Source organism: Pseudomonas sp. GW821-FHT10C09 (assembly GCF_059415465.1).
Genome location: NZ_JBWKNG010000029.1, coordinates 1 through 25,449 on the forward strand (window position 1 = coordinate 1; position 25,449 = coordinate 25,449).

27 protein-coding genes are annotated in these 25,449 nt (G+C 58.7%); 9 read left to right on the top strand and 18 right to left on the bottom strand.

Features of this window, described 5'->3' with window-relative positions; all coding sequences use genetic code 11:
* Positions 1-106: 106 nt before the first annotated feature.
* From AC07N8_RS25270 to AC07N8_RS25280, 3 genes are all read right to left on the bottom strand, one after another.
* On the bottom strand, positions 107-811 hold the full coding sequence (locus tag AC07N8_RS25270; RefSeq protein ID WP_483842863.1) for a hypothetical protein: 705 nt from the start codon (positions 809-811) through the stop codon (positions 107-109).
* A gap of 160 nt (positions 812-971) precedes the next feature.
* Positions 972-2,489, bottom strand: coding sequence for a sensor histidine kinase (locus AC07N8_RS25275; RefSeq protein WP_493146280.1), 1,518 nt, complete (start codon positions 2,487-2,489; stop codon positions 972-974).
* Positions 2,486-3,202: a response regulator transcription factor gene (locus AC07N8_RS25280; protein WP_123435046.1), complete on the bottom strand. Its 717-nt coding sequence runs from the start codon at positions 3,200-3,202 to the stop codon at positions 2,486-2,488. Before AC07N8_RS25280 ends, AC07N8_RS25275 begins: the two co-directional genes overlap by 4 nt.
* 152 nt (positions 3,203-3,354) lie before the next feature.
* Here AC07N8_RS25280 and msrB point away from each other — a divergent pair, with 152 nt between their 5' ends.
* From msrB to msrA, 3 genes are read left to right on the top strand one after another with little or no spacing between them, the layout of a single operon-like run.
* The gene (gene msrB, locus AC07N8_RS25285; protein WP_483842865.1) at positions 3,355-3,873 is read left to right on the top strand and encodes a peptide-methionine (R)-S-oxide reductase MsrB; all 519 of its coding nucleotides are present in this window, start codon (positions 3,355-3,357) and stop codon (positions 3,871-3,873) included.
* A gap of 43 nt (positions 3,874-3,916) precedes the next feature.
* Positions 3,917-5,680, top strand: a complete 1,764-nt coding sequence (locus tag AC07N8_RS25290; RefSeq protein WP_493146282.1) for a cytochrome c biogenesis protein DipZ — start codon at positions 3,917-3,919, stop codon at positions 5,678-5,680.
* 30 nt (positions 5,681-5,710) lie between these two features.
* On the top strand, positions 5,711-6,415 hold the full coding sequence (msrA, locus tag AC07N8_RS25295; protein WP_493146284.1) for a peptide-methionine (S)-S-oxide reductase MsrA: 705 nt from the start codon (positions 5,711-5,713) through the stop codon (positions 6,413-6,415).
* A 23-nt stretch (positions 6,416-6,438) separates the two neighbouring features.
* On the opposite strand, the gene AC07N8_RS25300 is transcribed toward msrA, so the two are convergent.
* Complete coding sequence (locus tag AC07N8_RS25300) at positions 6,439-7,452, bottom strand: sensor domain-containing diguanylate cyclase (RefSeq protein WP_493146286.1); 1,014 nt, start codon at positions 7,450-7,452, stop codon at positions 6,439-6,441.
* Positions 7,453-7,526: 74 nt separating this feature from the next.
* A complete protein-coding gene (locus AC07N8_RS25305) occupies positions 7,527-8,432 on the bottom strand; it encodes a LysR family transcriptional regulator (RefSeq protein ID WP_493146289.1) in 906 nt (301 codons plus the stop codon).
* Positions 8,433-8,534: 102 nt separating this feature from the next.
* Between AC07N8_RS25305 and AC07N8_RS25310 the strand changes: the two genes are divergently transcribed.
* The gene (locus AC07N8_RS25310; RefSeq protein WP_483842870.1) at positions 8,535-9,710 is read left to right on the top strand and encodes an aspartate aminotransferase family protein; all 1,176 of its coding nucleotides are present in this window, start codon (positions 8,535-8,537) and stop codon (positions 9,708-9,710) included.
* A 50-nt stretch (positions 9,711-9,760) separates the two neighbouring features.
* Here the strand turns inward: AC07N8_RS25310 and AC07N8_RS25315 are convergent, their stop codons facing one another.
* From AC07N8_RS25315 to AC07N8_RS25350, 8 genes are all read right to left on the bottom strand, one after another.
* Positions 9,761-9,961, bottom strand: a complete 201-nt coding sequence (locus tag AC07N8_RS25315) for a type II toxin-antitoxin system Phd/YefM family antitoxin (protein WP_483842871.1) — start codon at positions 9,959-9,961, stop codon at positions 9,761-9,763.
* A gap of 185 nt (positions 9,962-10,146) precedes the next feature.
* A complete protein-coding gene (locus AC07N8_RS25320) occupies positions 10,147-10,653 on the bottom strand; it encodes a P-loop NTPase family protein (protein ID WP_493146292.1) in 507 nt (168 codons plus the stop codon).
* 14 nt (positions 10,654-10,667) lie between these two features.
* Positions 10,668-12,584 carry an alkaline phosphatase D family protein gene (locus tag AC07N8_RS25325; RefSeq protein ID WP_493146294.1) on the bottom strand — a complete coding sequence of 639 codons (1,917 nt, stop codon included), beginning with the start codon at positions 12,582-12,584 and terminating at the stop codon, positions 10,668-10,670.
* A gap of 80 nt (positions 12,585-12,664) precedes the next feature.
* Entirely contained in the window at positions 12,665-13,042 is a 378-nt protein-coding gene (locus tag AC07N8_RS25330; protein ID WP_493146296.1) for a hypothetical protein, read from the bottom strand.
* 274 nt (positions 13,043-13,316) lie between these two features.
* A complete protein-coding gene (locus AC07N8_RS25335) occupies positions 13,317-13,538 on the bottom strand; it encodes a formate dehydrogenase subunit delta (RefSeq protein ID WP_483842875.1) in 222 nt (73 codons plus the stop codon).
* Entirely contained in the window at positions 13,535-16,417 is a 2,883-nt protein-coding gene (gene fdhF / locus AC07N8_RS25340) for a formate dehydrogenase subunit alpha (protein ID WP_493146298.1), read from the bottom strand. Before fdhF ends, AC07N8_RS25335 begins: the two co-directional genes overlap by 4 nt.
* Positions 16,414-17,976, bottom strand: a complete 1,563-nt coding sequence (locus tag AC07N8_RS25345; protein ID WP_493146300.1) for a formate dehydrogenase beta subunit — start codon at positions 17,974-17,976, stop codon at positions 16,414-16,416. Before AC07N8_RS25345 ends, fdhF begins: the two co-directional genes overlap by 4 nt.
* Positions 17,973-18,449, bottom strand: coding sequence for a formate dehydrogenase subunit gamma (locus AC07N8_RS25350; RefSeq protein ID WP_077431299.1), 477 nt, complete (start codon positions 18,447-18,449; stop codon positions 17,973-17,975). Before AC07N8_RS25350 ends, AC07N8_RS25345 begins: the two co-directional genes overlap by 4 nt.
* A gap of 374 nt (positions 18,450-18,823) precedes the next feature.
* Between AC07N8_RS25350 and AC07N8_RS25355 the strand changes: the two genes are divergently transcribed.
* Both AC07N8_RS25355 and AC07N8_RS25360 read left to right on the top strand, forming a co-directional pair.
* Entirely contained in the window at positions 18,824-19,276 is a 453-nt protein-coding gene (locus tag AC07N8_RS25355; protein WP_493146302.1) for a hypothetical protein, read from the top strand.
* Between the two features lie 12 nt (positions 19,277-19,288).
* The gene (locus AC07N8_RS25360) at positions 19,289-19,657 is read left to right on the top strand and encodes a PH domain-containing protein (protein ID WP_077431301.1); all 369 of its coding nucleotides are present in this window, start codon (positions 19,289-19,291) and stop codon (positions 19,655-19,657) included.
* 156 nt (positions 19,658-19,813) lie between these two features.
* Here the strand turns inward: AC07N8_RS25360 and AC07N8_RS25365 are convergent, their stop codons facing one another.
* Positions 19,814-20,125, bottom strand: a complete 312-nt coding sequence (locus tag AC07N8_RS25365) for a DUF3077 domain-containing protein (RefSeq protein ID WP_493146305.1) — start codon at positions 20,123-20,125, stop codon at positions 19,814-19,816.
* A 488-nt stretch (positions 20,126-20,613) separates the two neighbouring features.
* On the opposite strand from AC07N8_RS25365, the gene AC07N8_RS25370 reads away from it, so the two are divergent.
* From AC07N8_RS25370 to AC07N8_RS25380, 3 genes are read left to right on the top strand one after another with little or no spacing between them, the layout of a single operon-like run.
* Positions 20,614-21,159, top strand: a complete 546-nt coding sequence (locus tag AC07N8_RS25370; protein WP_493146307.1) for a PAAR domain-containing protein — start codon at positions 20,614-20,616, stop codon at positions 21,157-21,159.
* A gap of 10 nt (positions 21,160-21,169) precedes the next feature.
* Positions 21,170-21,952: a hypothetical protein gene (locus tag AC07N8_RS25375; RefSeq protein ID WP_493146309.1), complete on the top strand. Its 783-nt coding sequence runs from the start codon at positions 21,170-21,172 to the stop codon at positions 21,950-21,952.
* Positions 21,937-22,293, top strand: coding sequence for a DUF7079 family protein (locus tag AC07N8_RS25380; RefSeq protein WP_483842883.1), 357 nt, complete (start codon positions 21,937-21,939; stop codon positions 22,291-22,293). Before AC07N8_RS25375 ends, AC07N8_RS25380 begins: the two co-directional genes overlap by 16 nt.
* Before the next feature lie 124 nt (positions 22,294-22,417).
* Here the strand turns inward: AC07N8_RS25380 and AC07N8_RS25385 are convergent, their stop codons facing one another.
* The 4 genes from AC07N8_RS25385 to AC07N8_RS25400 form a co-directional block, all read right to left on the bottom strand.
* Complete coding sequence (locus AC07N8_RS25385; RefSeq protein WP_493146311.1) at positions 22,418-22,918, bottom strand: DUF3916 domain-containing protein; 501 nt, start codon at positions 22,916-22,918, stop codon at positions 22,418-22,420.
* A gap of 104 nt (positions 22,919-23,022) precedes the next feature.
* Positions 23,023-23,253: a DUF7683 domain-containing protein gene (locus tag AC07N8_RS25390; RefSeq protein ID WP_493146313.1), complete on the bottom strand. Its 231-nt coding sequence runs from the start codon at positions 23,251-23,253 to the stop codon at positions 23,023-23,025.
* 20 nt (positions 23,254-23,273) lie between these two features.
* Entirely contained in the window at positions 23,274-24,395 is a 1,122-nt protein-coding gene (locus tag AC07N8_RS25395; protein WP_493146314.1) for an S-type pyocin domain-containing protein, read from the bottom strand.
* Between the two features lie 275 nt (positions 24,396-24,670).
* Entirely contained in the window at positions 24,671-24,979 is a 309-nt protein-coding gene (locus tag AC07N8_RS25400) for a DUF3077 domain-containing protein (protein WP_493146316.1), read from the bottom strand.
* Positions 24,980-25,449 lie beyond the last annotated feature (470 nt).

Sequence of the window (25,449 nt, forward strand, 5' to 3'; positions counted from 1 at the left end):
AAGGACGGTGAAGATCTCAAAGACCCGGTTTCCAGTGGACCGTAAGGCTGCTCCGCTTAAGTGAACAGCATTACGCTGCAAGGGCGGGGCTTTGGGGTGAAGCGTGTTACTGCGCGGCGATGCTGTAGCCGTCGAACGCGGTTTGCTGCTGCAATGCGGTGATGATGTTCTTGCGGTTGACCGCTTGTTCGACGCCGGCGTTATCCAGGAACGTCTCGCTTTCAATCACTGCGTCCTCACCTTCGCCGACGAAGGTAAAGCCGAGGAACTCCAGCGCCTTGCGGTCGACGTTCAGGCTTGAGCGCGGGGTGCGCAGCGGCAGGGTGACGTTTATGCCGTCCTTGCTGATGGTGAACACTTCGAGATCTTTCTTGGCGCGAGCCACTTTGCTTTTGCCACTGCTCGGGTTGCTGATGGCCTGGTGAGTCTGGTTCAGCACTTTCAGCGCGAGGCCGTAGACGATTTCCTGAAACGCCGGGTCATCCTTGAAGCTGGAGAGAATCCGGCTGATCGGGAATTTGCTGCTCAGGTCTTCGAGAGCCGCGATGTCAGACGCTTCCGCGTCTTTCAACTGCTTGAGTTCACCCATCAGTTCATAGGCTTTATCGTCGTCGAAGCTGTCATGTGCCTGGCGAATCGCGGCGCGCAGCTCGCGGATCTGGTCGCTTTCCCGGGTGGATTGGAAAGCGTCCAGGACCATCTCGCTGATGGTCTTGGCCTGTGGCACGTGCTGTGAAAGATTGATGGAGTTTTCGTATTCCGCTTTGGACGACAGGGTGACTACGGATTCAGCGGTGTTGGAATCGGACATTGAAATTTCACTACTTCTTTTAACTTGAATTGAGGCGAGAAAGCACAGGGCCTTTTCAGGTCGCCTAATCTATTGGACCCACGCTGAGTTGTCACGGATGAACAGGCAGTTGGTCATGATTTTTGCGAGAAGGCATTTTGGTGCGTTGCCGGAACGTCGGCTATTTCCCCATCGAATTCAGGTTCATCGAGTGAACCGCCCATTGTTCCGCCGTTTGCTGATCCACCGGCAAGGAGAAGCGGAAGGTCGCGCCCCGCCCGGGTAAGTCGATCAACTGGATCTCGCGACCGTGCAATTGCAGGATTCGGTGCACGATGCGCAGCCCCAACCCGCCATCGCGCCGTGCACCGCCAATGTTGAAGGGGCGCAGGAACAGACCTTCGCGTAAGGGCGCCGCAATACCGGGGCCGGTGTCGCTGACCGTGACTTCGATAAACGGCCCTTGCGGGCGCAGGCTCAGCTCGATTTCTCCACCTTGCGGGGTATCGCGCAGGGCATTGTCGAACAGGTTGGTCAGCACCCGCTCGATCAATCCCAGGTCGGCGCAGGCCGCGGAAACGTTAGGGGCGAAAGTAGCCTTCAGTTCGATCTGGCGTGCTTCGGCGGTCAGTTCGAATTTCTGAAAAATGTCCTGCACCAGATCGGTCAGTGAGAAGCGCTCCAGCACCGGTTGTACAAAACCGTGTTCCAGCCTGACCAGTTCCAGCAGCGATTGCGCCAGGCCACCCACCTTGCGGCTTTGATCCAGGGCAATGCCCAGATAGCGACGCCGGTCGGCGGGGGATAACGTGGCGTCCTTGAGCGACAGGGTTTCCAGGTATCCATGCAGCGAGGCCAGTGGTGTTCGCAGATCGTGGGAAATGTTCGCCACCAGTTCGCGGCGCTCCTGGTCCTGACGTGTCAGCGAGCGCCACTGTTCACTGAGTCGGGATTGCATCTGCCGGAAGGCGGCGTCCAGCACGGCAATTTCATCGTGACTGGCGGCTTTTTCCACCGGCTCCGATGGAGGGGGTGAAGAGGGCACGCCGTCGATGTCGAACTGGCTGACTCTTTCGGTCAAGCGTCGCAGCGGTCGGGTAATCAGGGCAAATGCCGTCAGACCGGCAATCAGGCACAGCAACGCCACCAGACCGATGGACAACAGGGCGGTATTGAGCGCGGCGCTGGTGGCACCGCGTTCGGCGAAGCGGTCGTGTTCTTCGCTGAGCAGTACCACATACAGATAACCGGCCGGTTGGCCGTTGACCTGCAACGGCGCAGCGCTGAACACCTTGCGGCCGTCAACACTGCGCGGGTCATCACCGAGAATCGGCAGGGCATCGCCTTTGAGCAGGCGCTGAACGGGAGCCAGATCGATCCGCTCCCGATGTATCCGGCCCTCCGGTGCGGCGCTTCCGACAATCTTGCCCTCGGTGTCGAGCAGATAAACCTCAACGCTGGGATTGACCTGCATGAGTTTGCTGAACAATTCACGAATGGCATTGGGCATCAGCCCGCTGCTGTCCATCAGCACCGTGTCATGGGCGATGTGTTGCGCCAGATCGCGCGATAGCCCCTGGACCACTTCCAGCTCATGCATCTTGTTGGAGCGCACCTGCATCCAGGCCGATGTGCCACAGCACACCAGCAACAGAATGGCGAACACCAGCGACAGGCGTTGTGTCAGGGTCAGCCTCATGGCTGCTCCTCCTTGACGGCGAATTTGTAGCCTCGGCCCCACACCGTGAGGATGCGCGCAGGTAGCGCCGGATCGGCTTCGATCTTGGCCCGCAGACGATTGATGTGGGTGTTCACCGTGTGTTCGTAACCTTCGTGGCTGTAACCCCAGACCGCGTTGAGCAAATCCATGCGCGAGAAGACTTTGCCGGGTTGGCGAACGAAGAAGTACAGCAGGTCGAATTCCCGTGGCGTCAGGTCCAGGCGACGACCATCGAGCGAGACGTCACGGGTGATAGGGTCGATGGACAAGCCGTCCGTCATCAGGCTGCCCGAGTCCATCTTCAGGTTGCGGGCCATGGCGTCGACCCGGCGCAACAGCGCTTTGACCCGGGCGACCAGTTCCAGCATCGAAAAGGGTTTGGCGAGGTAATCGTCGGCGCCGAGTTCCAGTCCCAGGATCCGGTGCATTTCGCTGGAGCGTGCACTGGTGATGATGATCGGGGTATAGCGGGCCATCGCCCGTGCCCGACGGCAGATTTCCAGGCCGTCGACACCGGGCAGCATCAGGTCGAGGATCAAGGCGTCCCAGCTTCCTTGCTGCAACAGGCGCATGCCTTCGTCACCGTCGGCGCAGTGCACCACCTCGAACTGCTCATCACGAAGATGCAGGCAGATAAGGTCGGCGATGTGCAGGTCGTCCTCGACCACCAGGACGCGTTTGGTCTGTTCCATAAAGCTCAATCCTTTGTAGCGCAATGGGCACATTGTGCGGGTTTTCCTCAGTCCGAGTTATCACGAATTGTTTAACTGCTCGTGAGGATTTGGCGATCAACCCAAGCCTAGGCTGTGTTCCTTATCAGGCATCGGGAATTTTGGAGAAGGCCATGTTTTCACGGCGACAGTTTCTTGTAGCGGGCGGCGGGCTGGGCGCTGCAGCCTTGGTGATCGGTGTGTTGCCAAAATTTGCCGCCAGTACCGCACTGGTCAGTGACGCCGGCGCGGCGGAGGTATTCGAGGTGACCCACAGCGACAGCGAATGGCACGCCATGCTCAGCGACGAGCAGTACGAAATCCTGCGGGAAGAGGGCACCGAGCGGGCTTACAGCAGCCCCTTGAACAATGAACATCGCGAGGGCGTTTTCGCCTGCGCCGGTTGTGATCTGCCGCTGTTCTCATCCGATACCAAGTTTGACAGTCGCACCGGTTGGCCGAGCTTCTGGGCGCCCCTGGACAAAGCGGTGGCCACTCGTCAGGACCGGTCCTTTGGCGTGCTGCGTGAAGAAGTCCACTGCCGGCGCTGTGGCGGTCATCTGGGGCATGTCTTCGATGATGGGCCCAAGCCTACCGGCCTGCGTTATTGCATGAACGGTCTGGCGCTGACGTTCGAGCCACAGGCGGCTTGATTCATGGGCATTTCCTTTCACTCACTTGATGCAGGTCGACGCTATGTGGCTTTTGGTTCTCGCTTATCTCGGTGGCGTACTGACGATTGTCAGCCCCTGCATTCTGCCGGTGCTGCCCTTTGTCTTCGCTCGAACCGGGCAGCCGTTTATGAAGAGTGGCTTGCCGCTGTTGGCGGGGATGGCGTTGACCTTCGCCCTGGTCGCCACGTTGGCGGCGGTGGGCGGCGGTTGGGTGGTGCAAGTCAATCAGTACGGTCGCTGGCTCGCGTTGCTGTTCGTTGCACTGTTCGGGCTGACGCTGCTGCTGCCGCAACTGGCCGAGCGTCTGACACGGCCAGTGGTGGCGGCCGGCAGCCGACTGTCGGAAGCCGCTGGCGCCGATGCCCGGCCGCGTCCCGGCGCTTCGTTCCTGATCGGCGTCGCCACGGGCCTGCTCTGGGCGCCTTGCGCCGGGCCGATTCTGGGCCTGTTGCTGACCGGGGCGGCACTGCAAGGGGCAAGCATCCAAACCACGCTGTTGCTGCTGGCTTACGCGGCCGGTGCCGCCACGTCGCTGGCCGTGGCGCTGCTGCTCGGCGGTAAAGTCTTCGCGGCGATGAAGCGCTCGATTGGCGCCGGCGAATGGGTTCGGCGCGGTCTGGGCGCCGCCATGCTGGCGGGTGTCGCCGCGATAGCCCTGGGGTTGGACACCGGGATTCTGGCACGGGTTTCGACCGCGTCCACCGGCGGGATCGAACAAGCCCTGGTGGGCCGGTTGGCCGGCAAGTCGCCGAACAATAGCGGAGCGATGATGGCCGCGGGTGGCGCGATGAAAGCGAGTGACAAGGCATCGGGCGCGCTGCCGATTGAAGGCAATCTCCCACCGCTGGATGGCGCGGTGCAATGGCTCAATTCCCCACCCCTGACTGTGCAAGCCTTGAAGGGCAAAGTCGTGTTGGTGGATTTCTGGACTTACTCCTGCATCAACTGCCTGCGCACCTTGCCGTATGTGAAAGCCTGGGCCGAGAAGTATCGCGATCAGGGATTGGTGGTGATCGGTGTTCATGCCCCCGAATTCGCCTTCGAACGCGACGTCGGTAACGTCACCAAGGCCATGAAGGACCTGGGCATCACGTATCCGGTGGCCATCGATAACGACTACAAAGTCTGGCGCGCCTTCAACAACGAATACTGGCCGGCCCACTACTTTGCCGATGCTCAGGGGCGCATTCGTTATCACCACTTTGGTGAAGGCGATTACGCCGAATCGGAAAGGGTCATCCAGCAACTGCTGCGTGAAGCGGGCGCGGTGAAAGTCGCGGACGGTTTGATCGACGCGGATGCAACAGGGGTTCAACTCGCGCCGGACATGAGCGAAGTGCAATCACCGGAAACCTATGTCGGTTTCCAGCGGGCGGAGCATTTCGTCCCCGAAACCGGCCTTGTGCCGGACAAAGTGGCCGCGTACAGCCCACCTGTCGAACTGGCCCTCAACGACTGGAGCCTGGACGGAAAATGGAATGTGGGTTCAGAGCGTGCGACCTCCAGTGCGCCAGCCAGTCGCATCGTTTATCGCTTCCATGCCCGTGATCTGCACCTGGTGCTGGGCCCCGGTGCCGACGGTAAACCGGTGCGTTTCAAAGTGCTCATTGACGGCAAAGCCCCTGGCGATGCCCACGGCACCGATGTGGCACCCGATGGCAGCGGCAGTGTGAATTCACAGCGTTTGTATCAATTGGTACGCCAGAGCGGCGGCGTGACAGACCGGACATTCAGCATCGAGTTTCTCGATCCGGGTGTCTCGGCCTACGCGTTTACGTTCGGTTGAAGTCATTTCATTTGTTGAGGAGTCTGCTCCATGAAAACCCTGTTCACCTGGCGCCGCACCCTGTTGGGAATGGCCGCTGCCGGCGTTATCAGTCAGTGCTCGGCATTCTCGTTCGGAGCCGAAGACGCCGTCATCATCCCTCCACCAGCGCTGGATGAAACGACCCAGGCCCACAGCGAAAAAGTGGTGTTTGCCGGCGGATGTTTTTGGGGCGTCCAAGGTGTTTTTCAGCACGTTAAAGGCGTGAAGAAAGCGGTCTCCGGTTACGCCGGCGGTGCGGCCAATACTGCCCAATATGAACGGGTCAGCGAGGGCGATACCGGCCACGCGGAGTCCGTCGAAGTCACTTTCGATCCGGCTCAGGTCAGTTACGGGACGCTGCTGCAGATCTATTTTTCGGTGGCCCACAACCCCACCGAACTGAACCGCCAAGGCCCAGATAGCGGCACTCAATACCGGTCGGCGATTTTCACTGAGAACGCCGAACAGCAACGCGTCGCCCAGGCTTACATTGTCCAGCTGGACGCTGCTCATTCGTTCAACAAACCGATAGTGACCAAGCTGGAAACCTACAACGGTTTCTACCCGGCGGAGGAGGAGCACCAGGATTTTCTGACCGAGCATCCGACCTATCCGTACATCGTGATCAACGATCTACCGAAAGTGGCGCAGTTGAAGCAGTTGTATCCCGAGCGATATCAGGAGAAACCGGTGTTGGTGAAGGCGGGGATGTGAGTGAATGCGATAACGGGTTTTGTTTACCCCGAAATCACATTCTTGCCAGCCACCTTTGACCGATACAGCGCCTGATCAGCCCGAGCCAGCAACCCGGTCTGCTGTTCTTCCTCAAAACGCTGGACCACGCCAAAGCTCATGGTCACTTGAAACGCACCCACTGGGGGCAGGCTCGACAGGCCCCCGCGGATTTTCTCAGCCAGGAGTCTGGCGTCAGCCAACGAAGTATCGGGAAGGATCATGATGAACTCGTCACCGCCCCATCGCGCCAGCAGATCCCCTTCGCGCACGAAGTGCTTCACGCCTTCGACCACTTGCACGATGGCGGCGTCACCCAAGGCATGTCCGTAGTGATCGTTGATGATCTTGAAGTCGTCGATGTCCATCGCGATCAATGATAACGGTCGTCGAAAACGTTGGGCTCGTTCGCATTCCTGAGGCAGGCTTTTTTCCATCAGGTAGCGATTGGCGATGGAGGTGAGCGTGTCGGTTTCCGCCAGTTTGCGATTTGCTTCGAGTTGAATCTGAAGCTGCTGATTGACCCGGGACAACTCGCGGGTCCGCTCTTCAACGATCGCTTCAAGGGAATGAGCGCGGCGTTCCAACTCTTCGAGCAGACGTCGTTTATCGTCGATGCTGCGGTGTGCGCCGACCATCCGCGCTACTGTACCGTCTGCGTTGCGAGACAGCACATAGCCGCGGTCTTCGATCCAGGTGTAGCTGCCGTCCCGCATGCGGCAGCGATATTCGGCTTGATAGGTGGGCGCGCGCTGTTTCAGGTAGTCATCAAACACGGCCATGACGCCGGGGTAATCGTCAGGGTGGATGATGTTTTCCCAGGTCAACACGGTGTTGTCCAGGGAATGAGGCTCGTAGCCGAGCATCTTGTACCAACCTGGGTTGCGATAGACCAAACCTGTGTTGGCGTTCCAGTCCCAAATGCCATCGCTGACCAGTTCCAGAATGGTGTGGAGCAGGTCTTCGCTAAAATCTGACACATTGAATTTCAACGGCGTGATATTTGATGCTTCCCCCATCACCGCTCTCCCTGACGCACAGATATCAATTGATTCGCCTGGCGTCGAGATTAGTTCATGGCGCATTGCCACGGCTAGTGTTTGCCCCACAACTGCATGGCAAAGTCGACGAAGTGGCGTAATTTCGGTAATCGATAGCGATCCTGGGCGTACACCAGGTGCATGGGCCGGCTCGGCAATTGATAGTTCTGCATCAACGCCACCAGTTTTCCGCTGAGCAGGTCCTGTTCCACCAGCGCATCGGGCAGCATCACGATGCCCATCCCGGTGCGGGCAGCCTGATGCAACCCCGCCGAACTGTTGATCAGCATCGGACCCGTGACGGCCACCATCACTTCACCTTCCGGCCCGCTCAGGCGCCATTGTTTTTCCACCGATTGCCAGTCGTCCCCGACCGGGTAGGCAAAGGACAAACAATCGTGATGTTGCAGGTCTTCGGGTTTTTCCGGCGTTGATCGGCGTGCGAGGTATTGCGGTGATGCACACATGGTCAGCGTGTAATCGATCAATGGCCGGGCGATCAGGTTGGACGGCTCAATGGCGCCCAGGCGAAATGCGACATCGAGGCCGTTTTCGAGCAGGTCAGGGCGCCCGTTGGTGAGCACCACGTCCAGTTTGACTTGCGGGCATTGCAGTGAAAACTCGCTAAGGGCCGGCGCGAGCCGTTCCGTGCCGAAGGTCAGTGGTGCCGTGATGCGCAAGGTGCCACTGGGCGCGTCCTGACTCTGTTCGGCCAGACGTTCGGAATCGGCCACCAACCCCAATACTTCAAGGCAGCGCTGGTAATAGGCCGAGCCGAATTCTGTCAGGCGCTGGCGCCGTGTCGTACGGTTGAGCAAGCGCACACCCAGGCGTTGCTCCAGTGCCCGCAGGTGATTGCCGACCATGGTCGTGGACATTTCGCACTGCTGGGCGGCGGCGGTCATGCTGCCGGCTTCTACCACGCGTACGTAAACGGTCATTGCCTGGAACAAATCCATTATCAAGCTCGGCTTTAAGATGAATGAAGTATTACAGCGTTTATCCAGCTCAGGTGGCTAACCATACTGCAAAAACACCGACCATAGATGGAGCTTGATCCCATGACCGCCGCCTGCCTGATGAGCACTTACCAACCGCTGGCCCTGAGTTTCAGCAAAGGGATGGGCACGCGCCTTTGGGATGAGGCGGGTCGTGAATACCTGGACGCGGTGGCGGGTGTCGCGGTGACCAACGTTGGCCACTCCCATCCTCGAATCGTATCGGCGATCACTGAGCAAGCCGGTTTACTGCTGCACACGTCCAACCTCTACAGCATTGATTGGCAACAACGGTTGGCGCAGCGGCTGACGACGTTGTCCGGCATGGAGCGAGCGTTCTTCAACAACTCCGGAGCCGAAGCCAACGAAACCGCGCTGAAGCTCGCACGGCTTTACGGCTGGCACAAAGGCGTCGAGCAACCGCTGGTGGTGGTCATGGAAAACGCTTTCCATGGTCGGACGCTGGGCACGTTATCCGCCAGCGACGGCCCGGCGGTGCGCCTGGGATTCAATGAGTTGCCGGGGGATTTCGTCAAGGTTCCGTTCGGTGATCTCCGCGCTCTGAATGATGTTCAACAAACCCACGGCCAACGAATCGTAGCGATCCTGATGGAACCCATCCAGGGCGAAAGCGGTGTGCAGCTGGCGCCGCCGGGCTATCTCAAAGCGGTGCGCGAACTCTGCAACAAGCGCTCGTGGCTGATGATGCTCGACGAAATCCAGACCGGCATCGGCCGCACCGGCCAATGGTTCGCCTTCCAGCACGAGGGCATTGTCCCGGACGTCATGACCCTGGCCAAAGGGCTGGGCAATGGCATCCCTATCGGTGCCTGCCTGGCCCGGGGCAAAGCCGCCGATCTGTTCACACCTGGCAGTCATGGCAGCACGTTCGGTGGCAATCCACTGGCCTGCCGTGTGGGTTGCACCGTGCTGGACATCATCGAAGAACAAGGTCTGCTGGAGAACGCCAGGCTTCAGGGCGAACGTCTGCTCGCCAGATTACGCAGCGAGTTGGCGGACAATCCGAACGTCCTGGCCATCCGTGGTCAAGGTTTGATGATCGGCATCGAACTCAAGCAATCGATACGCGACTTGACCCTGATCGCTGCGCGGGATCATGGTTTGCTGATCAACGTGACACGCGGGAAAACCATTCGGTTGCTTCCGCCGCTGACGATTGATGAGCGGGAGGTGGAGATGATTGTCAGAGGGGTATGTCGGGCCGTGACCATTGCCTGATACACGTTTCCTGTAGGAACTGCCGAGCTCCAAGAGGTCTTCGACAGTGCCTACAGAATCGGCATCTCCGTCAACGTAACTAACCTTCTTGCTTTGGTTCGCCCAGCACGAAAGTTATCAATCGACGTGAGTAGACGTTCAGCGTTGGCTGCGGAGTTCAGAAGATAAACTGTTTCATCCGTTGCTTCGGATTCAGCCCAAGCGATGTCTTCACTGTTTTTGCAATTTATCCGGTGTTTGACGTTTTGCATGGGTTTCTCCCCATTGATAGCGATAGAGGCTGAGTATCTATCGACTAACCAAAAGACGTTTCCGAGACCGACGTAGTCCCAATCCGATTTCTCCCACAGATCTTGTACGTCGTGGCTCCGAGCACCCATCGCGATAGTGAATCCACGGTCGAGGCATCAGCCTCGCCCCCACAAGTATTGCGGCATTAGGGGATATGGGATGGTCTATCGGCGTTCGCAAAAGTGCTGATTTCACCTCGATCCATAAGTTTTATTTTTGAACCCGTGAACGTTGCGAACAATTGCCGGTGTACGGTAAATCCACTGGCGTCCTCGCGCATCCGATAACTGCCAGCCCATTCCAGCAACGCTTTCAGCAACTCGTCATCGTCCGGTCTTTGTTCCCGCTGACGAATATTGGCCACACAGCGCTCGTCATCCACACACAACCAGATCAGCGCCGTTGCCCTGTGGATAAGTTCTCTGACGATCCAGCCATAAACACCTTCGATCACCCACTCATCTTCATCGGCCGCCACCCGCGCGATGCCCAGTGCCGCGGCGTGCGGGCGGGCGATGCTGTGTTCGTCCGAGACCCAGTAAATCAGGTCGAGATCGATCCATGGCGCCTTGAGTTGTGCGGCCAATCGTTCCGCCAGCCAGCTTTTGCCTGCGCCGGAGTTGCCGATGATCAGCGTGCGGGTGAGGTTCATGGTGACTCGCCGTTTCAGTCGTCATGTTCAGGCGCAACCATCCGGGTCTTGGGCGAGCCGTTTGAGTTGTGCTGATAGATATCCTGGGGTTGCCCTTTCTCATTGAAGTACACCTGGCCGATGCCCGCCGAGTTCCATAGCCGTTCGCCGGCCTCGGCATGTTCGGGGATATGCGGGACGATGCGCATGCGGCGGCGTTTGGTCAGCCAGTTGAGGGGCGAGCGCGGCGAGTAGAGCCAGCGGTTGAGGCGGTCGAACCATTCGAGCAGCCTCGGCGGGAATTCGTTCTTGATGCCGCTACTGGTGATCTGCCAGATTTTCGGGCCGGCCTTGCGGTGTCGGATCAGCACTTCGTAGACGAAGGAATAATGCACATCACCGGAAAGCACCACGTAGTTACCCGGCGTGCGTGAGTGTCGGAAAATATTCAGGATCACTTGCGCCGCGCCGCGATGGGCCATCCAGTTTTCGGCGTCAACCAGCAGGGGATAACCGAACCAGCTGAAGACTTTCTGCACGGTTTCGATCAGTTTGACGCCGAAGATCGGCGCGGGTGAAACGATGATCGCCGACGGATGATCGAGCAGTTCCTGTTGCAGTTCGCTGAGGGCTTCCCAGTCCAGCAGTCCCGACGGTTGCTTGAGGTTCATCTCACTGCGCCAGCGTCGGGTGCGGGTGTCGATCACCACCAGGGCGGGCGTGGTCGGCAGCACGTAATGCCACTGCTGGAAGCTCAACAGCGCATCGATCAAGTCGTCCTGCACCGGACTGTCGAGGTAACGGTCGGCCCCGGTGACACTGAGCAAACAGGTTTTTTCCAGTACGTCGCTGAACGCGTCGGGGTTGTTGCCCCAGCCCTGGCAGAGCATGTAGGCGATCAAGGCGTTGCCGATGATGCGCTTGGAGAAGGGATGGCCGTAGGCCGTTTCTTCCCATTGCGCAGAAAGGTTCCAGTCATCGGTAATGTCGTGGTCGTCGAAAATCATCAGGCACGGCAGATGTGCCATGGCCCGAGCGACACCGCCCAGGCCGGACTTGAAGCCGTCGATATTGGTCTGTTCAACGGCATAACGCTTGAATCTTTCAGGCGTCAGCGCGGGCGGTTGCGGGGCGATCAATGTCCACGGCGTCGGCGACCAGACCAGCAGGTACATGGCCATCACTTCAGCGAACGTCACCAGATGATTGTCGGCGCTGCTGCTGGTGAAAATCGGCTTGCGCGCGCCACCGAAAAATCGCTCGCGCAGGGTTTCGTTGCTCTCAAGCGCCGGTAACAAATCCGCACGGTGGTAGTAACTGGCCGGGTGCTCATAAAGCTTGGCGCTGTCGCTGACCACGGCGCCTTCGAGGTGTTCTTCGAACAGTCCCAGCCGCTCGATCAAGGCGTGAATCGCCCGCAACATCGGTCCCGCCACATCGTCTGCGTAAACCTGATCGCCGGTCATCATCAATAACGCCGGGCGCTGCGATGCGTCATGTTCCGTTGCCAATAAAGCGTCGACACAGAGCAAGCCATCGGTGGCCGGGTGATGGGGTTTACGGCAGGAGCCATGCAGTAACTGATCAATGCGCGAGCGCAGGACGAAGTTAGGGCAGCGCGCGTCGCCGTAGAGCAGGTGCGGCGCCCAGTCGGCGATGCCCGTCCCGTCGATCAACAGGTCGTACTCGATCACGGTGTCGCAGGGCAGGGCGCTCGCCAGCGGCACATCGATCAAGTGGATAAACGCGTGAGTGCCAATCGGGATGACGGTGCACTGCCCGGCATCCAGTCGGATGTCGGCGCAGTCTTGCAGGCGCAACGTCAGCGACAGCGCCCGTGAGCCCACGAGCCACATGACCAGCCGCGCAGGCTCCAGCCGCCGCAACAGCGGGCCGACCAGCACCGGTGGCAGTGAGTTGCAATCGTCAGACAACGGCAGAGATACGGGCATCCGGGTTCAAGGCTCTTGGCGCACAGGTCGGCGATGATAGCGCAGAGCCGTGGCCGAACTTCATCAATTGCCCGATGGGGTCACTTGAGGGGAAAGATCGTAGTCGCCACCACCAGCGTGATCAATGCGCTCACCAGGCTGCACGCTGCCGCAGCAAAATGTCGATAAGCGGGGGATTGTTCCTGGTTGCACTTGCTGAATACCAAGAGCCAGGTCCCGATCAGAGCGCCCAAAAATGCCATCAGCGTATAAAGCGCAAAGGCCGGGGCTCGCGAGACGGGGGCGTCCGGGGTTAACCAGCTCGAGCAAAGAATCAGCACCGCAGTCCCGACGATAAAACTGGCCACGGCACCAGCGAGGTTCGCGAGCCAGATATTCAACGGGCCACGGCTCTTCACGACCCAAATCCACATCCCTGCTGATGCAGCGAAAAACATCAAGATACTGATTAACTGCATTCAATCTTCCCTGTTAACAACGTCGTGGGCCTTTGATGAGGTCAGGCGATGGCAGGCACGATATCAAATCAGTGGCTCTGAGCTGAAGGACGTTGTGGATTTATATCGACTTGATTGAGCAGCAGCGCGAAACCAATGTGGCGAGGGGGCTTGCCCCCGTTGGGTCGCGAAGCGGCCCCCTAATTTCCGAAGAAGAAGGGGACTGCTGCGCAGCCCAGCGGGAGCAAGCTCCCTCGCCACAGGTTTCAGTCAGCAGGCCAAGGATTGTGTGAACCTAAGCCGCCCAGCCCGCCCCACTGACCGCCGCCTGCGCCAGTGGATGCATGTCGGCCCCTTGATGCTCCGTCTGCCAGGCCAGCAATTCCATGCGCATGCCGGGTGTCCAGTACATCTGAATGTGATTGCGCACGCCGAGCACGGCCGCTTGCTGGTCCGGTTCAGTGGCAAAATACTGGGCGATCTGGTTGGCCATCTTGATCAGGTTTTCAGTGCTCATCGGCGCACCTCCGCTTTGGCTCCACGGGCATGCCGGCGTTCCTTGAGCAGACGGTCCTGTTCATCACTGAAGGCCTGATAGCGTTTTTGCCACTCGGAAGGGTGGTAGACGCGGCTGACCTCCACGGCGGTGACCTTGTACTCCGGACAGTTGGTGGCCCAGTCGGAGTTGTCGGTGGTGATCACGTTGGCCCCCGATTCCGGGAAGTGGAACGTGGTGTACACCACGCCCGGCGCGACCCGTTCGGTGACCCGCGCACGCAGTACGGTCTGCCCGGCGCGGCTGCCGATGCCGACCCAGTCACCCTCGTTGATACCACGGCTCTCGGCGTCGGTCGGGTGGATTTCCAATCGATCCTCGTCGTGCCAGGCGACGTTTTCTGTCCGCCGTGTCTGAGCGCCGACGTTGTACTGGCTGAGGATGCGCCCGGTGGTCAGCAACAGCGGATAGCGACTGTTGACCTTCTCCTCGGTGGGCACATAACCGGTGAGCATGAAGCGCCCCTTGCCGCGCACGAATTCCTCGATGTGCATGGTCGGCGTACCGTCCGGTGCCGCCGCGTTGCATGGCCATTGCAGGCTGCCGTGGCGATCCAGTTCGGCGTAGCTGACATTGGTGAAGGTCGGCGTCAGGCTGGCGATTTCATCCATGATGTCTGATGGATGTTTGTAGTTCATCGGGTAACCCAAGGCGTTGGCCAGGGCTACCGTTCCTTCCCAGTCAGCCTTGCCGCCCAGCGGATCCATTACCTTGCGTACCCGTGAAATGCGCCGCTCGGCGTTGGTGAACGTGCCGTCCTTCTCCAGGAACGAAGCGCCCGGCAGGAATACGTGGGCGAACTTGGCCGTTTCGTTGAGGAAAATGTCCTGCACCACCACGCATTCCATGGCCGACAGGGCCGCGGTGACATGCTGGGTATTCGGGTCGCTCTGAGCGATGTCCTCGCCCTGGCAATACAAGCCCTTGAAACTGCCGGCCAGTGCAGATTCGAACATGTTCGGAATACGCAGGCCCGGATCGGGTTGCAGCGTGACGTTCCACGCCTGTTCGAACTGCGCGCGTACCACTTCGTTGGAGATGTGCCGGTAGCCGGGCAACTCGTGGGGGAAGGAGCCCATGTCGCAGGAGCCCTGCACATTATTTTGTCCACGCAGCGGGTTCACGCCCACGCCTTCGCGGCCGATGTTGCCGGTGGCCATGGCAAGGTTGGCGATGCCCATGACAGCGGTGCTGCCCTGGCTGTGTTCGGTGACGCCGAGGCCGTAGTAGATCGCCGCGTTGCCGCCGGTGGCATACAGACGGGCAGCGGCGCGGATGTCGGCAGCGTCTACGCCGCAGATGGCGGCCAGCACTTCCGGCGAGTTTTCCGCGCGGCTGACGAACTCGCTCCAGCGGGCGAAATCGTTGCCCTCGCAACGAGCGTCGATAAAGGCCTGATCGAGCAGGCCTTCAGTGACGATGACATGGGCCAAGGCGTTGAGCATCGCGACGTTGGTGCCCGGACGCAGGGCCAAATGATATTCAGCGCGGGCATGCACCGAGTCCACCAGATCAATGCGGCGTGGGTCGATGACGATCAGCCGTGCGCCTTCACGCAAGCGACGTTTGAGCTGGGAGGCGAATACCGGGTGGGCATCGCTGGGGTTGGCGCCCATCACCAGGATCACGTCGGCTTGCATCACCGAGTCGAAACTCTGGGTGCCGGCGGACTCGCCCAAGGTTTGTTTCAAGCCATAGCCGGTCGGCGAATGGCAGACCCGCGCACAGGTGTCGACGTTGTTGTTGCCGAACGCGGCGCGCACCAGTTTTTGCACCAGGTAGGTTTCTTCGTTGGTGCAGCGGCTGGAGGTGATACCACCAATGGAGTCGCGGCCGTATTTTTGCTGCAAACGGCGGAATTCACTGGCGGCGTAAGTCACCGCTTCATCCCAGCTGACTTCCTGCCAAGGGTCGTTGATGTTCTGGCGGATCATCGGTTTGGTGATGCGATCCGGGTGGGTCGCATAGCCCCAGGCAAAGCGCCCTTTGACACAAGAGTGGCCGTGGTTGGCTTGTCCGTTTTTGTCGGGAACCATGCGCACCAGTTGGTCGCCTTTCATCTCGGCGCGGAACGAGCAACCCACGCCGCAATAGGCACACGTGGTGATCACGCTGCGTTCAGGCTGACCCAGTTCGACCACGCTTTTTTCCATCAGGGTCGCGGTCGGGCAGGCTTGCACACAGGCGCCGCAGGACACGCATTCCGAGTCGAGGAAGTTATCGCCACCGGCAGCGGACACACGGGATTCGAAGCCGCGCCCGGTAATGGTCAGGGCAAACGTGCCCTGGGTTTCTTCGCAGGCGCGCACGCAGCGGTTGCAGACGATGCACTTGCTCGGGTCGTAGTCGAAGTAGGGGTTGGACGTGTCCTTCACGTCGGCCAAATGGTTCTCGCCTTCATAGCCGTAACGCACTTCCCGCAGGCCGACCTGACCGGCGACGGTTTGCAGCTCGCAGTTGCCGTTGGCCGAGCAGGTCAGGCAGTCCAGCGGGTGATCGGAGATGTACAGCTCCATGACATTGCGGCGCAGCGTCGCGAGTTTCGGCGTCTGGGTGTGCACGCTCATGCCTTCGCTGACCGGCGTGGTGCAGGACGCCGGGTAACCGCGCATGCCGTCGATTTCTACCAGACACATGCGGCAAGAACCGAAGGCTTCCAGGCTGTCGGTGGCGCACAGTTTCGGAATCGTAGTGCCCATCAGCGCAGCGGCGCGCATCACCGAGGTGCCTTCGGGCACGCTGATGCTGCGACCGTCGATGTTCAGCGTGACTTGCACCGAACTTTCGCGGGCCGGCGTGCCCAGATCGATGTCGGTGTTCGGGTCGAAGAGAGTGATCATTGGTCGGCCTCCGAAGATTGCAGACCGAAGTCGGCGGGGAAGTACTTGAGGGCGCTGGCGACCGGAAAGGAAACCATGCCGCCCAAGGCGCACAGCGAACCGTATTGCAGGGTGTCGCACAGGTCCTTGAGGATGATCACCTGCTCATCGCGACCGTTCTGGTCCGGCGCGGCCAGTAAGCGGTCGATCACCTCCACGCCCCGGGTCGAGCCGATGCGGCAGGGCGTGCATTTGCCACAGGATTCCTCGGCGCAGAACTGCATGGCGAAGCGCGCCATGTGGGCCATGTCCAGCGTGTCGTCCGCCACCACCACACCACCGTGCCCGAGCATCGCGCCGATGCCGGCGAACGCTTCGTAATCCAGTGGCGTATCGAATTGCGACGGCGGCACCCAGGCGCCGAGCGGGCCGCCGACTTGTGCGGCTTTCAGTGGTCGACCGCTGGCGGTGCCGCCGCCGTAGTCTTGCACCAGTTCGCGCAGGGTCAGGCCAAAGGCCCGTTCCACCAAGCCGCCACGACGAATATTGCCCGCCAGTTGGAAAGGCATCGTGCCGAGGGAGCGGCCCATGCCGTAATCGCGATAGAACTGCGCACCCTTGGCCAGAATCAGCGGCACCGAGGCCAGGGTCAGCACGTTGTGCACCAGCGTCGGCAGGCCGAACAACCCCTTCAAGGCGGGAATCGGTGGCTTGGCGCGGACGATCCCGCGTTTGCCTTCGAGCGAGTCCAGCAGCGCGGTTTCTTCACCGCAGATATAAGCGCCTGCACCGACGCGCACTTCCATATCGAAGGCCAAGCCACTGCCGCCGACGTTGGCGCCGAGGTAACCGTTAGTCCGGGCAATCGCCAGCGCCTCATTTAACGTGGCGATGGCCTGTGGATATTCCGAGCGCACATAGATGTAGCCGTAGCTGGCGCCGACGGTGATGCCGGCAATGGCCATGCCTTCGATCAGCAGGAAGGGGTCGCCTTCCATCAACATACGGTCGGCGAAGGTGCCGGAGTCGCCTTCGTCGGCGTTGCACACAATGTACTTTTGCGCCGCCTCGGTAGCGCGCACCGTGCGCCATTTGATCCCGGCGGGGAAGGCTGCGCCGCCACGGCCACGCAGGCCTGAATCGAACACCGCAGTCGCGGTTTCATCGCAGCCAATCGTGACGGCCCTTGTTAAACCCTCGAAACCGCCGTGGGCTCGGTAATCGTCCAGCGACAACGGCCGGGTGATGCCGGCGCGGGCGAACAGCAGGCGTTGTTGAGACTTGAGATACGGCAATTCTTCCACCAAGCCCAAGGCCAGTGGGTGCGAGGACGGGTCGCCTTGCAGCGCATCGAGCACCGACGGCACATCGCTAGCGGTCAGCGGGCCGAAGCCGATACGGCCTTGCGGGGTGTCCACTTCCAGCAAGGGTTCCAGCCAGTACAGGCCGCGAGAGCTGGTGCGTTGCAACTCCAGAGGCACAACGCGTCCCCGGGCATGGGTAATAAGGGCCGCCGCAACCTCTTCGGCACCGACGGCACGGGCCAGCGAATCACGGGGCAGATAGAAAGCCGGCATCATGCGTCCTCCCGGCAAGCATCAAGCAAAGCATCCAGACGCTCAGCGCTGAGCCGCGCATGCACCCGGCCATCCAGCTCAAGCGCCGGCGAACAAGCACAAGCACCAAGGCAATACACCGGACGCAAACTGATGCTGCCATCGGCGCTGCTGCCGTGGTCATCCAGTTGCAGACGTTCACGCAACTGCGCGGCCAACTGCTCGGCACCACGACTCTTGCACGACTCCGCCCGACACAGCCGCAGGATATGCCGGGCCGGCGGCGCGGTGCGGAAGTCATGGTAAAAGCTGATCACGCCGCGAATCTCGGCCTGACTCTGATTGAGGGCGTGGGCAATCTCGGGGATGGCGGCATCGGGGATGTAACCGATACCGGCCTGAATCTCATGAAGGATCGGCAACAGTGCACCCGCAGAGCCCTTGTGGCGCTCCAGCACGCTGTTGACCATAGGCAATTGCAACATCTCATCAGGCATACAGCATTCCTCACGGTCACGGACAAACCAGGCGGTTGTCGGTCGTCCGAAAGTGTCGGCTGCGGCATTCACACCACGTCACGGTATCGTGGCATTGTCAGGCCGTTGGCCAGGGCACCCTGAGCGGGCATCTTGTTGTGCCCGGCGCGGTCTTTGCCGCACCTTTTATAGGGCATTAAGGGAGCTTGCCACGCTGGTATTGATTCGACTGCACCAAAGCGACGTGTTTGGTTCTTTCCACGACTACCCGTTAAGTCTAGAAGAGCACTGACCACGGCGCGCATTGTCTGAAATGTTTTGTGGCACAAGCGCGGCACACCCGCCCGCTACAGTGGACGTACGATGCCGTCCGACGAGATCGCAAAGGAGCACACATGAACCGACTCATCCTGCCTGCGCTGGTCATCCTGATCGCGGCGCAATCCCCGGCCTACGCCATCAACGACACATACCGCAAGCAACTGGAGCAATCCGGCTGCACCCAGGTCAGCGAAACCCAAGGCTGTGATATCCACAAGAGCAAGGCAGAAAACGCCAAGGCAGGCTTCAGCAACCCCGCCGCGGACAGCTCAAGCACCCCAACCCCCTACGTCGGGCAATGGGTGGCCAAGAACGATGCCGGCGCAACCGTCGCCACCGTCCGCATCGATGCCAAGGAACAGGTGTGGGTCAACGGCAAACCGGTCAAAGCCAAGCGTACCGACGGCACGCTACAGTTTCGCCAGGGCAAAATCCTCTTCACCCTCCAGGGCGATCGGAGCCTGCAGAATCAGGACTACTGGACGGACAGCGATGCTGGGACCAAAGGGCCAATACAGATTGAATAACAGGAGCGACACATGATTGATTTCAACAACAAGGGATTCTTCAAACTCAAGCAAAACGAAGAATACGCCGAACGCGTCAGCGCGCTGCTGCTGGAAGGGGAGCAGGTCATCGACGCCTATAAATCCATGCGCGACGGTGTGGTGTTCACCAACAAACGCATCATCGCCGTCAACGTGCAGGGCCTCACCGGCAGCAAAAAAGACTTCACCTCGCTGCCGTATAAAAACATCGTGGCGTACTCGGTGGAAACATCCGGCACTTTCGACCTGGATTCCGAATTGGAGATCTATTTCTCGTCACTGGGCAAAGTGAAATTCGAATTCACCGGCAGAACATCGATGGTAGAAATCTCAAAACTGATCTCCCAACACGTGCTCTGACCCAACACGAAAAAAGCCCCGAAAAACTCGGGGCCCCAACTGACTAAACACACACCCAATGTGGGAGCGAGCCTGCTCGCGAAAGCGCCAGACCAGCCAACATCAATGCTGAACCTACCGCCACCATCAAGCAGCCCACTCCCCATTTTCCAACCACTACCCCTCAGACGAATCCGCCGCCCGCTCAGAAGCCGCCGCAGAACCCCGACCCCGCCCAAGCACCTTCACCGCATCATCAACCACCGCCTTACTCATCGCCGTCAAATAATGCGCAGCCCAAGCGTGGCGGTCGGTGTCTGTGGCGTACGCGGCATCTTCATTCAGCTTCTTGGCGAGAAACAGAAAGTCAGAAGCCATGGCCAATGCATCGCCGAGGGGAACGCCGCGTGTGACGTGGAACAGTGGTTGATCGGCGCAGTAAATGGCAGGAGTTAGGCCGATGGTTTTCAGCTCAGATTGATCAGTCATTGGCCACCTCCGATGATGGAGATGCGGTGGGAGAGGGTGGACGATGGGGCGTTACGCAACCGGGAGTCGCGTTGAGGGAAAAGCCAGATTTTGTACGTATCCATACAGCGCATTGTGAAGCTCCTTAATTTTTAAGAGCCGCCACAATTCGTTACCAAGCGAATGGGTGGCAGCTGTGCGCAGGTTGGTAAACCGGGAAATCAAGGAAACCGGCACGTCCGAAGACGTCCCACGCACAGCCGCCATAACGCAGATCGCAGGCGAAAAAAAAGCGCCTGCGAACGCATGGCACTGTTGCGCAGTGATTTACCTCGGGTTACCAAGCCCGGCCGCTGAATTTGCAGCGACGGTAGGAGGGTATCGTGGAGGCCCTTTTCTCGCAACCTTCGAACACATCGACCACAAATTACGTTGTGAAGTAATGTGGTCCGTCCCCTTTGTTTCGGGTAGGTTATGACGCTCGCAAGGATTTTTGACAGGAGGTCAAAGTGGCTAAGCCAGCAGCGCGTAAAAGCGATTTATACCGTTGTCCTTTACCGGGGCACGGCACCAACCCGATTGCATCAGGATCTCCCGACGTATTCTTCGACGGCCTTCCCGCAGCGCGTCAGGGCGACACCTGCACTTGCGGTAGTGCGCTCTCTTCAGGACTGTCTGCGACCGTGTTCATTAACGGCAAGAATGCAGCGACCATCGATACCGGAGGTACCCACGGCGGCATAGTGATTGGTGGTTCGGGTACGGTAATAATTGGCGATACCCACACACCCTGCGAATTTGTTCCTCCTGCGCCGTTAACGGGTTTCGCAAGCTGGATCGGCTTCAGAATTCCAGCTGACGAAAGCTATGAAGGCTTATCGTGCACCGCTCATTTCGAGGATGGGTCGTCACTGCCAGGGGTGTTCAATAAAGACAATGCCGTTAAGTTTACGAATCCGTCCGGTAAGACCTGCGTGATGCTCAAATTTGATGATGAAGCTCCAGCCGGTACGTCGTCTCTCACAGAAAGCTTTTTGAATAGAATATTAGGATAAGGAACATCCTATGACAGAACCATATCTCGTCACCGGCAGCTATGTCGTTCAGCGTGAACACGCCTTACAAGATTCTCCGCTCGAGAGGGCGTTAGAACTGATGGAGGGAACTGCACTTAGGTTCTCTCTGGACGCGGTCTCTGACGAAAAGGTCCGGGCGAGCTACCTGAAAAACATAAAACGTATGTCACAGCAGACGTTGGCCGATGTGAAGGCTGGGAAGATCACCGCGCGAGAGGGCGTGCAGTTCAGTCATGAAATGCGAAACAAGATCTTGATGGAGCACCGCAAGGTTACCTCTGCGCAGGGCTTGGCTGTCGTGCAAAAAAAGAAGGCCGATGGCAGAACGCTTCAAACGCTTTTTGATCGTTACTCCAAGGAGCTGTTCAAGAAGAGTTACGACAGCCTTTCACCGACGGAGCAGAGCAAGGTTCATTACACAATTTTGGAGGCCGCAGGGCGGGACAATTCCAAGTTCACAAATGGCACAAAAAAAATGCAGCTAATGGGCAAGCTTGGCATTTTGGTTACTGCTGCTATCGCGACTTATCAAATTCTGAATGCTGAAAACAAACAAAAGGAAACGGCGCGTCAAGGGCTCATCGTGGGCGGCGGCGCGGCGGGCGGTATTCTGGCAGGGCTTGGAGTCAGCGCTCTCTGTGGGCCAGGAGCTCCGATCTGTGCATTTGCCGTTGTATTTCTGGGAACTGTTGTTGGGGGCGTCGCAGGCGGAACGGTAGCAGACTCGCTTGATGAGGAATTAGAGGAGTTTTCACATTGGGATATTCTTTGAGTCAATCTGAGTTGACAAAGATTAGGGTCGCGCTCTCGGATCCGTTCAATGATTTCCCGGTTGATTACGATTACATAGCCAGCCAAGTGAAAGGAGTTGATCTTAAAACCCTCTACGAGATCCTATATTCCGAAGTCGCGCCTGTGTGCTTTACCAATATTGCGGCGGCCCTTCCAACGGTATGGACAGGCTTCGATCCCGACTCCCTCAATGCCATGATTGAAGAAAGGCGCGTCGCCCGGAATAACAGTTGGTTTCGTAGGCAGTTCGACAAGCTCCTTGTGCGTTGGTTGGAATATAACTACAGGTACATCTGGAAGGAGATTGTCAGCAGGCTGTGAGTTGACAGCGAAGTTTGTTTTGCTTTTGAGTTTAGCGTCATCCCCAAAAAGGGCCCGTCAGGGCCTTTTCAGATCCAGCTTGTTTTACTTGGAGTACCAGCGTTCGAGGTGCTCGCCAAAGCCGTCAGGCCGGTTCCCCAATGCACCACCACTGTACTGCGACCTCATCGTCAGGTTGAGTCACGTCATGCCCGTGCTCGACGAAATTAGCGGGTGTGTGCAACGCAAGATCACGACTGATCCGCTCTGGCATGAGCGCGTTAGTTTCACCGAGAAAACCCAGATAATAGTCACGGTCATAGAAGACGGTGACCTCGCTCTGATGAACCCATGGCCACGTCAGCAGGCAAGCGACGCGGTAGTAACCTTGAGATTGGTCAGCAGCGTTGGACAGGTGGTTAGCGGCTTCGAGTAATTGCTGAATGCAGAAGGCCTGAACTTCGATCCTGGCTTGGGGGCCTTGAACTAATGCCTCGTGTACTGGGATCTTCCAATGTGTGTAGCGCTCCATGTGTTCGGATCGCGGGTAAAACTCGTCGCGAAAACTGGAGGCCCAGCGCTCCAGGGCGCGAAGGCGGCGGGGGATGCCTCTGAGTGGCTTGTTGCTGAGGGCGATTTGCCGCATTGATACGTCCTTGTGATGTATCAGTAGGTGTGAAGAGGCTGCATCCCTTATTTCAAATCGGACTTATCCAGATGGCCGCAGAATGGACGCGCCGACAAACTCCATCAGGCACTACAGGACAGTTGAAATATGTAATCCGGACTGCCGAAGGTTTTTCCAGTCATGCTTTCAAGGCGCCTTATCTGATCTGGCGTTAAGTCGTATTCATAAATGGCGTCTTCCGGCTCACTCCACGCCATAAGCTCTGCCAATTGATCGAACTGGTTGGCAGGGATTTCAATGCTGAACGCCAGCTCCTCAGTTCCCTTGTCGAATGCAAGAATCTCATGCAGCATTTTTCTGACTCCTATCAAAGTTACTTTGGCGTGATGCGGCCTGGCTCGGCGTCCTTTGTTCGTTCGCCCGTGTCAGGGTTGAACTCGCCCAAATGCTTGCCTTGTTTGTCGTAGAGCTCAACCCTGCCATTCTCGTAATCCCATTCATAAATTCGTCCCTTGCGGTCTTTCCAGCGTTTTCGCTTATGTCCACCACCTTTGACAGAGCTCTTTGATGGACTGAGTACGGCATCTGGAAAGGCCGCCAATCCTTTGGGAGCGGGGTGATAGCTGTGGTCGCCGCCGATAGGTCGCGAAAACACCAAGTACAACGAGCTCAGGCCTGAGTCTGCCGGAAAGACCAGAATGCAGTCATCGGCCTCTAAGCCGTCCCATGCCGGATAGCCCTCGATCTGGGAGTCTGTTCCTTTCGGGATCGGGTGTACGAGGATTGTGCCTTGGCTGTTGCTGGCGTCAGGGTGGACCATTGGCGGAATGCCTGATCGTCCTCTAGGTGTCCACAGGATAGTGGCGCCGTTTAGTTCGGCTTCTATCACGGTTTTAGTGGCGTTCCACTTGGCTTGCACCGTGCGCACCGTGTCATCACCTGACGGGCCGGTATGAATGCCGTAAACCTGCAACGCGCCCTCAACATCGCGACGAAACTGAAAACGAACGCGGGTCGGAGCACGGGTCATGCTGCGTAGCTGATCGTCGGTATAGAGCGTGCCGTCGCCCATTTTGGTCGGGAGCATGCCCAGTACAAACACGCCGGCAGGATTTCCACGCAATGCCCAGGTGAATCCTTTTTGCATGATGCCGCCACCCGCTACGCGCCCCAGTACAGCGTCGAAGCCTAGAGCGAGTCCGGCAGCCTCTGCCGCCGACGGGACAAGCATCGACCCAGCCAGCATGACCTTGCCAAAGTCCGAGGCGGGCATGGTGTTGCTACCAGCGTGAGTACTCCCCCAGTGTTCAGGTGTGCAGCACTTGGCAAAAACCGGGTCTGTACGCTCCTTGGGAATTGGCCATTCATCTTTGGGGATATATTCCGGCTCGGGCTTCGGGGGCGGATTCCAGCCGGCCCACGAGGCGCCACCGTTCGGACGTTTTCGGCGCCAAATGTCGTCGAAAGGATGTTTTTTCCGTGTGTCCATGGTCATGACAATCCCTGTGTGACGTCGTCTCGAGACAGGAGATTGTCGGTCAGCTCGCGTCCCAGTCAATTTGACTCGGTAACCTGAAGTTTCAGACTCTGCGAAGTACGCAAGATCCGCTGCGTGCTTCGTACGTATCAAGTAGTAAGCCAATAATCATGGACGCAATCACACGGTCCTTCTGCGGGAGCGAGCCTGCTCGCGAAAGCGCCGGTTCAGCCAACATCAATGCTGAACCGACCACCGTCATCACAAGCAGTCCGCTCCCTATTTTTCAGCCGCTACTCTTCAGTCGTCGCCGTCCGCTCAGGTGTCGCCGCAGAACTGCGACCCCGCCCAAGCACCTTCACCGCATCGTCAACTACCGCCTTACTCATCGCCGTCAAATAATGCGCAGCCCAAGCATGACGGTCGGTGTCCGTGGCGTACGCCGCATCTTCATTCAGCTTCTTGGCGAGAAACAGAAAGTCAGAAGCCATGGCTAATGCATCGCCGAGAGGAACGCCACGAGTGACGTCGAAAAGCGGTTGATCTGCGCAGTAAATGGCAGGTGTTAGGCCGATGGTTTTCAGCTCGGATTGATCGTTCATTGGCCACCTCCGTTGACGGAGATGCGGTGGGAGAGGGCGGACAGTGGGGCGTTACGCAACTGGGAGTCGCGTTGAGGGAAAAGCCAGATTTTGTACGGATTGATGCTGCGCATTATCAGACTCCTTGATAGATGGAGCTGCCAGATTCGTTACCACACGAATGGGTGACAGCTGTGCGCAGGGTGGTAAACCGGGTATCAAGGAAACCGGCACGCCCGAAGGCGTCCCACGCACAGCCGCCATGACTCACGCCGCAGGCATAAAAAAAGCGCCTGATGACGTGTCTGGGGCGCTGTTGCGCCTTGAATAACTCGGGTTACCACACCCGGTCGCTGAATTGGCAGCGACGGATGGGAGGGTATCGTGCAGGTCATTTTCCTGCAACCTCCGAGAGAGGTGGGTGATTATGTGGACAATCACGGTGGATATTCTGGTGATGAGGGCTCGGTGGCGGGCTGGGAAGGAAGGGC

Coding starts and splice junctions, on each gene's coding strand:
- AC07N8_RS25350 (WP_077431299.1), bottom strand. CDS start 18,449: ATGCCTGATGAGATGTTGCAATTGCCTATGGTCAACAGCGTGCTGGAG.
- msrA (WP_493146284.1), top strand. CDS start 5,711: ATGAAAACCCTGTTCACCTGGCGCCGCACCCTGTTGGGAATGGCCGCT.
- AC07N8_RS25335 (WP_483842875.1), bottom strand. CDS start 13,538: ATGAGCACTGAAAACCTGATCAAGATGGCCAACCAGATCGCCCAGTAT.
- AC07N8_RS25385 (WP_493146311.1), bottom strand. CDS start 22,918: ATGCGGCAAATCGCCCTCAGCAACAAGCCACTCAGAGGCATCCCCCGC.
- fdhF (WP_493146298.1), bottom strand. CDS start 16,417: ATGATCACTCTCTTCGACCCGAACACCGACATCGATCTGGGCACGCCG.
- AC07N8_RS25345 (WP_493146300.1), bottom strand. CDS start 17,976: ATGATGCCGGCTTTCTATCTGCCCCGTGATTCGCTGGCCCGTGCCGTC.
- AC07N8_RS25315 (WP_483842871.1), bottom strand. CDS start 9,961: ATGCAAAACGTCAAACACCGGATAAATTGCAAAAACAGTGAAGACATC.
- AC07N8_RS25355 (WP_493146302.1), top strand. CDS start 18,824: ATGAACCGACTCATCCTGCCTGCGCTGGTCATCCTGATCGCGGCGCAA.
- AC07N8_RS25280 (WP_123435046.1), bottom strand. CDS start 3,202: ATGGAACAGACCAAACGCGTCCTGGTGGTCGAGGACGACCTGCACATC.
- AC07N8_RS25310 (WP_483842870.1), top strand. CDS start 8,535: ATGACCGCCGCCTGCCTGATGAGCACTTACCAACCGCTGGCCCTGAGT.
- AC07N8_RS25300 (WP_493146286.1), bottom strand. CDS start 7,452: ATGGGGGAAGCATCAAATATCACGCCGTTGAAATTCAATGTGTCAGAT.
- AC07N8_RS25360 (WP_077431301.1), top strand. CDS start 19,289: ATGATTGATTTCAACAACAAGGGATTCTTCAAACTCAAGCAAAACGAA.
- AC07N8_RS25375 (WP_493146309.1), top strand. CDS start 21,170: ATGACAGAACCATATCTCGTCACCGGCAGCTATGTCGTTCAGCGTGAA.
- AC07N8_RS25305 (WP_493146289.1), bottom strand. CDS start 8,432: ATGGATTTGTTCCAGGCAATGACCGTTTACGTACGCGTGGTAGAAGCC.
- AC07N8_RS25390 (WP_493146313.1), bottom strand. CDS start 23,253: ATGCTGCATGAGATTCTTGCATTCGACAAGGGAACTGAGGAGCTGGCG.
- AC07N8_RS25325 (WP_493146294.1), bottom strand. CDS start 12,584: ATGCCCGTATCTCTGCCGTTGTCTGACGATTGCAACTCACTGCCACCG.
- AC07N8_RS25330 (WP_493146296.1), bottom strand. CDS start 13,042: ATGCAGTTAATCAGTATCTTGATGTTTTTCGCTGCATCAGCAGGGATG.
- AC07N8_RS25395 (WP_493146314.1), bottom strand. CDS start 24,395: ATGACCATGGACACACGGAAAAAACATCCTTTCGACGACATTTGGCGC.
- AC07N8_RS25320 (WP_493146292.1), bottom strand. CDS start 10,653: ATGAACCTCACCCGCACGCTGATCATCGGCAACTCCGGCGCAGGCAAA.
- msrB (WP_483842865.1), top strand. CDS start 3,355: ATGTTTTCACGGCGACAGTTTCTTGTAGCGGGCGGCGGGCTGGGCGCT.
- AC07N8_RS25365 (WP_493146305.1), bottom strand. CDS start 20,125: ATGACTGATCAATCTGAGCTGAAAACCATCGGCCTAACTCCTGCCATT.
- AC07N8_RS25290 (WP_493146282.1), top strand. CDS start 3,917: ATGTGGCTTTTGGTTCTCGCTTATCTCGGTGGCGTACTGACGATTGTC.
- AC07N8_RS25270 (WP_483842863.1), bottom strand. CDS start 811: ATGTCCGATTCCAACACCGCTGAATCCGTAGTCACCCTGTCGTCCAAA.
- AC07N8_RS25400 (WP_493146316.1), bottom strand. CDS start 24,979: ATGAACGATCAATCCGAGCTGAAAACCATCGGCCTAACACCTGCCATT.
- AC07N8_RS25275 (WP_493146280.1), bottom strand. CDS start 2,489: ATGAGGCTGACCCTGACACAACGCCTGTCGCTGGTGTTCGCCATTCTG.